The organism is Sandarakinorhabdus sp. (assembly GCF_032115815.1).
Taxonomy (GTDB): domain Bacteria; phylum Pseudomonadota; class Alphaproteobacteria; order Sphingomonadales; family Sphingomonadaceae; genus Sandarakinorhabdus.
Genome location: NZ_JAUMBI010000104.1, coordinates 1 through 5,264, shown reverse-complemented (window position 1 = coordinate 5,264; position 5,264 = coordinate 1). Strand labels below are relative to the sequence as shown.

General features: G+C 64.1%; 6 protein-coding genes. 4 read left to right on the top strand and 2 right to left on the bottom strand.

Going from position 1 to position 5,264, the window contains the following annotated elements; translation table 11 throughout:
• The 4 genes from RT662_RS06415 to msrA form a co-directional block, all read left to right on the top strand.
• Nucleotides 1-1,073: 3-hydroxyacyl-CoA dehydrogenase NAD-binding domain-containing protein (locus RT662_RS06415; protein WP_313669874.1), on the top strand; the 1,073-nt coding region annotated here is incomplete at its 5' end.
• 124 nt (nt 1,074-1,197) lie between these two features.
• On the top strand, nt 1,198-2,373 hold the full coding sequence (locus tag RT662_RS06410; RefSeq protein ID WP_313669873.1) for a DUF3089 domain-containing protein: 1,176 nt from the start codon (nt 1,198-1,200) through the stop codon (nt 2,371-2,373).
• Nucleotides 2,374-2,404: 31 nt separating this feature from the next.
• A complete protein-coding gene (gene msrB, locus RT662_RS06405) occupies nt 2,405-2,881 on the top strand; it encodes a peptide-methionine (R)-S-oxide reductase MsrB (protein WP_313669872.1) in 477 nt (158 codons plus the stop codon).
• The gene (gene msrA, locus RT662_RS06400) at nt 2,878-3,531 is read left to right on the top strand and encodes a peptide-methionine (S)-S-oxide reductase MsrA (RefSeq protein WP_313669871.1); all 654 of its coding nucleotides are present in this window, start codon (nt 2,878-2,880) and stop codon (nt 3,529-3,531) included. Before msrB ends, msrA begins: the two co-directional genes overlap by 4 nt.
• Before the next feature lie 87 nt (nt 3,532-3,618).
• On the opposite strand, the gene RT662_RS06395 is transcribed toward msrA, so the two are convergent.
• A complete protein-coding gene (locus RT662_RS06395; protein ID WP_313669870.1) occupies nt 3,619-5,064 on the bottom strand; it encodes an NAD(P)(+) transhydrogenase (Re/Si-specific) subunit beta in 1,446 nt (481 codons plus the stop codon).
• Nucleotides 5,065-5,082: 18 nt separating this feature from the next.
• Nucleotides 5,083-5,264 (bottom strand): proton-translocating transhydrogenase family protein (locus RT662_RS06390; protein ID WP_313669869.1); only part of this gene is annotated, 182 nt, incomplete at its 5' end.

Genomic DNA, 5,264 nt, shown 5'->3' with positions numbered 1-5,264 from the left:
GCATCCCCGTCACCATCGTCGAGATGAAGCAGGAAGCGCTGGATCGCGGCGTTGGCGTGATCCGCAAGAATTACGAGAACAGCGCCAAGAAGGGCCGTTTCAGTATGGAGGAGGTGGAAGCCCGCATGGGCCGCCTCACCCCGACGCTGAACATGGATGATCTCGCCGATTGCGATCTGATCATCGAAGCCGTGTTCGAGAATATGGCGATCAAGAAGGATATCTTCGGCAAGCTGGACAAGATTGCCAAGCCCGGCGCCATTCTGGCCAGCAACACCAGCTATCTGGATGTGGACGAGATCGCTTCGGCCACCTCGCGCCCTGAAAGCGTTGTTGGCATGCATTATTTCTCGCCGGCCAATGTCATGCGCCTGCTGGAAGTGGTGCGCGGCGCCAAGACCGATCCCCAGGTGCTCGCCACGGCCATGGCCATGGGCAAGGCCACCGGCAAGATCGCCGTTGTGGCTGGCGTGTGCCACGGCTTCATCGGCAACCGCATGCTCAGCCGCCGCCAGCAGCAGGCCAATCTGCTGATGCTGGAAGGCGCCGCCCCGGCCGATATCGACCGCGTGCTCACCGATTTCGGTTTCCCGATGGGCCCCTTCCAGATGAGCGATCTGGCTGGCCTCGACATCGGCTGGAATGCCGAAACGTCGAAGGGCGAGACCGTGCGTGATCGCCTGTGCGAAGCCGGCCTGCGCGGCCAGAAGAACGGCAAGGGCTTCTACGTCTACGACGAAAACCGCAACCGCACGCCCAATCCGGAAGCGCTGGCCATCATCGATGCCTATGCCGTGGAAAAGGGCATCAACCGCCGCACCATCGATGATCAGGAGATCCTGGAACGCTGCCTGTTCCCGATGGTGAACGAAGGCGCCCGCATCCTCGCCGAAGGCAAGGCCCAGCGCGCCAGCGATATCGATATCGTCTGGATCAACGGCTATGGCTGGCCGGTCTATCGCGGTGGCCCGATGTTCTGGGCGCAGAATGACGTTGGCCGCGAACGCATCATCGAAGTGCTGGAAAAGATGGGCGAAGAGGTTTCGCCCGTGCTGAAGGACGGCTGGAAATAACCATCCCTTCCCGTCACCCCGGCGAAAGCCGGGGCCCATCGCCCCAACCATGCGGCAGGCAAACAGGCAGGGAGATGGGCCCCGGCTTTCGCCGGGGTGACGAATGATCTGCAGGATACCGCACATGAAACGCACGCTCGTCCTCCCCCTGCTGGCCCTCCTCGCCGCGCCGGCAATCGCACAGCCCGCGCCCGCCCCGGATTATCGCAAGCCGGAAAGCTGGCTGTGCAAGCCCGGCGCCAAGGACCCGTGCAGCGGTGATGCCAGCACAAGTCGGGTGGCAGCCGATGCCACCGTCACGCTGGACATGCTGCCGGCAGCAAAAAAGCCGAAGATCGACTGTTTCTACGTCTATCCCACCGTTTCCACCGATCCCACGCCCAACAGCGACATGACCGCCGATCCGGCCGAACTTGGCGTCGCCCAGGCCCAGGCCGCGCCGTTCCGCCAGGCGTGCCGGGTGTTCGCGCCGCTGTACCGGCAAGTCACGCTGGCCACGCTGCGCGATCGCATGATGGGCAAGCCGGTCACCGCTGATCCCACCATGGGCCTGCGCGATGTGTCGGCCGCGTTCGCGGACTATATGAAGCATGACAACAAGGGCCGCGGCGTCATTTTGATCGGGCACAGCCAGGGCAGCGGCGTGCTGAAGGCGCTGATGCAGACCGAGATCGAAGGCAAGCCCGTCGCCAAGCTGATCATCGCCGCCTATCTCGCCGGCCACAATCTTCTGGTGCCGCAAGGTGCCGATGTTGGCGGCGATCTGAAGTCCACCCCGCTGTGTCGGTCCTCCATGCAGACTGGCTGCGTTGTCGCCTGGGTGAGCTTCCGCGACACCATGCCGGTGCCGCCGGCCAGCCTGTTCGGTCGCCCGGCCGCCAGTGCGCCGGCTGGGATGGCGGTGGCCTGCACCAATCCGGCGGTACTGACCAACAATCCGTCTGGGGCTGGCCGCACCGCGCTGCGCCCGTTGATGGTCAACCGCACCGGCATTGTCGACAACGGCACCCCGGCCCCGAAATGGGCCAAGGGCCGCAACATCTACACGCCGTTCGTCGCCCTGCCCGGCCTGCTTACCGGCGAGTGCATGACCCGCGAAAATGCCAACGTGCTTTCGGTGGGCATAAACGCCGATCCGGCCGATCCACGCACTGATACGATCAACGGCGACGTGATGGTGGGCGGCCAGGTGGTGCCGGGCTGGGGCCTGCACCTGATCGACATGCAGGTGGCAATGGAGGATCTGGTCGACCTGGCGAAGACGCAGGGGCAAGCCTGGCTGCGGCGTCGCGGCAAGTAACCGTTCAGCCGTGTCTTGCGTATATGAAGGCATGACCACACGACGCAACCTCCTCGGCCTCATCGCCGCTATTCCCTTCGCTGGCCCTGCCTATGCCGCAGCCGGCCGCTTTGCCGTCAGCTACACGCCGGATGAATGGCGGCGCCGGCTGGGCAAGGATGCCTATGCCGTGCTGCGCGAGGAGGCGACGGAGCGCCCGTTCACCTCGCCGCTGAACAAGGAAAAGCGCACCGGCACCTTCGTGTGCCGTGGCTGTGCGCTGCCGCTGTTCAGTTCAGCGCACAAGTTTGACAGTGGCACCGGCTGGCCGAGTTTCTGGCAGCCGCTGAACAAGACCGCGATCGGCAGCACGGTGGACAAGAGCTATTTCATGGTGCGCACCGAAGTGCATTGCAGCCGCTGTGGCGGCCACCAGGGCCATGTGTTCGATGACGGGCCGAAGCCGACCGGGCTGCGTTATTGCATCAACGGCCTGTCGCTCAACTTCGTTCTGGGGAAATCGGCATGAAGCGCCTTCTGATCGCACTTGCCCTCGCCACCCCGGCCTGTGCTGCCGAACGCATGGTGCTGGCCCCTGCCCCGGCCGTTGATGCGCCGCTCACCAAAGCCCCGTTGCAGAAGGCGGTCTTTGCCGGCGGCTGCTTCTGGGGCGTGGAAGGCGTGTTCGAACGGGTGAAAGGCGTGAAATCCGTCGTGTCGGGCTATGCGGGCGGCGCGCGCGCGACCGCCATCTACGAGGTCACCGGCAGTGGGCTGACCGGCCATGCCGAAGCCGTCGAAGTGACATACGATCCTGCGGTAGTAAGCTACGGCACGCTGCTCAGGGTCTTCTTCTCGGTCGCGCATGACCCGACCCAACTCAATCGCCAAGGCCCGGACAGCGGCAGCCAGTATCGTAGCGCGCTGTTCACCCGCGGGGCGGAGCAGGAACGGATTGCGCGCGCCTATGTGGCGCAGTTGGAGAAGGCCGGCACCTGGAAGCCGAAGATCGTGACAACGTTCGAAGGCGCCAAGCCCTTCTACGCCGGCGAGGGTTACCACCAGAATTACCTGCGCGCCCACCCGACCCAGCCCTATATCGTGTGGAACGACATACCCAAGGTGGAAGGCTTCAAGCGGCTGTTCCCGGCGCTGTGGAGCGAGAAGCCGGCAGCGTGAGACAGAGGCTCCGTCGGTGGAACGAAAAAGGGCGGCCTGTGAGGCCGCCCTTTTCATTAGTCGTACGATCTTGCCGCAGGGCCAGGCTTAGTGGCCCCCGCCATTGAGCGCCTTGACGATATTCTCCACCATCTTCTTGGCATCGGCCAGCAGCATCATGGTGTTGTCCGCATAGAACACCGGGTTGTCCACACCGGCATAACCCACGCCGCCCATGGAGCGTTTGATGAACAGCACGGTCTTGGCCTTTTCGACGTCAAGGATCGGCATGCCATAGATGGGCGACGTCTTGTCGGTCTTGGCCAGCGGGTTGGTCACGTCGTTGGCGCCGATGACGAAGGCGACATCGCACTGGCCGAATTCGCTGTTGATGTCTTCCAGCTCGAACACTTCATCGTAGGGCACGTTGGCTTCGGCCAGCAGCACGTTCATGTGGCCAGGCATGCGACCGGCGACCGGGTGTATGGCGTATTTGACGGAAACACCTTCCTTGCGCAGCAGATCGCCCATTTCCCTGAGCGCGTGCTGAGCCTGTGACACGGCCATGCCGTAACCCGGCACGATGATCACGGTTTCGGCATTCTGCATGATGAAGGCGGCATCATCAGCCGAGCCGGCCTTGTAGCTCTTGGCCGGGCCAGACGCCTTGTCGCCACCACCGCTGCCCGAATCCGCGCCAAAGCCACCGGCGATCACGCTGATGAAGCTGCGGTTCATCGCCTTGCACATGATGTACGAGAGGATGGCGCCCGACGAACCGACCAGCGCACCGGTGATGATCATCGCGGTGTTCTGCAGCGTGAAGCCCATCGCCGCGGCGGCCCAGCCCGAATAGCTGTTCAGCATCGAGATGACGACCGGCATGTCCGCGCCGCCGATCGGGATGATCAGCGTCACGCCGATGATGAAGCTGAGGCCCAGGATGATCCACATCAGCGGGCCCTGGCCCATGCCGGCAGCGGTATCAAAGGCAAACACGCCGGTGAGCACGATGATGCCGGCCAGCACGCCAAGGTTGATGATGTGGCGGCCCGGCAGCAGGATCGGCGAGCCGGACATGCGGCCCGAAAGCTTGAGGAAGGCGATGATCGAACCAGAGAAAGTGATGGCCCCGATGGCAACGCCCAGGCCCATTTCCACGCGGCTCACGGCAAGGATAGCGCCGGTTGCATCGGTGATGCCGAACGCGGCCGGATTGAGATAGGCCGCGCAACCCACCAGCACGGCAGCCATGCCGACGAGGCTGTGGAAGCCCGCGACCAGTTCCGGCATCGCCGTCATCTGGATGCGCTGGGCGATCACCCAGCCAATGCCGCCGCCGATGGCGATGGCGCCAACGATCAGCAAAAGCCCGGTCGGGTGCAGGGCCAGCGTGGTGCCCACGGCCAGCGCCATGCCGATCATGCCATTGCGGTTGCCCGCCTGGCTGGATTCCGGCGACGACAGCCCGCGCAGGGCGAGAATGAAGAGCACACCGGCGGCGAGATAGGCCAAGACGGCCCAAGCCGGGGTAGCGGCGACTGCGTGTTCCATGGTCGTTTGCCCCTGCCCTTACTTCGAAGCCGCCGGCTTCTTTTCTTTTTTCTTGTACATGGCGAGCATGCGGCGCGTGACGGCAAAGCCGCCAAAGATGTTGACGCTGGCCAACACGACGCCCAGCAGGCCCAGCCACTGCGACAGGCCACCGCCATCGGTGATGGCGCCCGCTGCGGCCGCGATCAGCGCGCCAACGA

What these genes read in the sequence shown, in the direction of transcription:
- RT662_RS06395 (WP_313669870.1), bottom strand. Translation starts at nt 5,064, where the DNA reads ATGGAACACGCAGTCGCCGCTACCCCGGCTTGGGCCGTCTTGGCCTAT.
- msrA (WP_313669871.1), top strand. Translation starts at nt 2,878, where the DNA reads ATGAAGCGCCTTCTGATCGCACTTGCCCTCGCCACCCCGGCCTGTGCT.
- RT662_RS06410 (WP_313669873.1), top strand. Translation starts at nt 1,198, where the DNA reads ATGAAACGCACGCTCGTCCTCCCCCTGCTGGCCCTCCTCGCCGCGCCG.
- msrB (WP_313669872.1), top strand. Translation starts at nt 2,405, where the DNA reads ATGACCACACGACGCAACCTCCTCGGCCTCATCGCCGCTATTCCCTTC.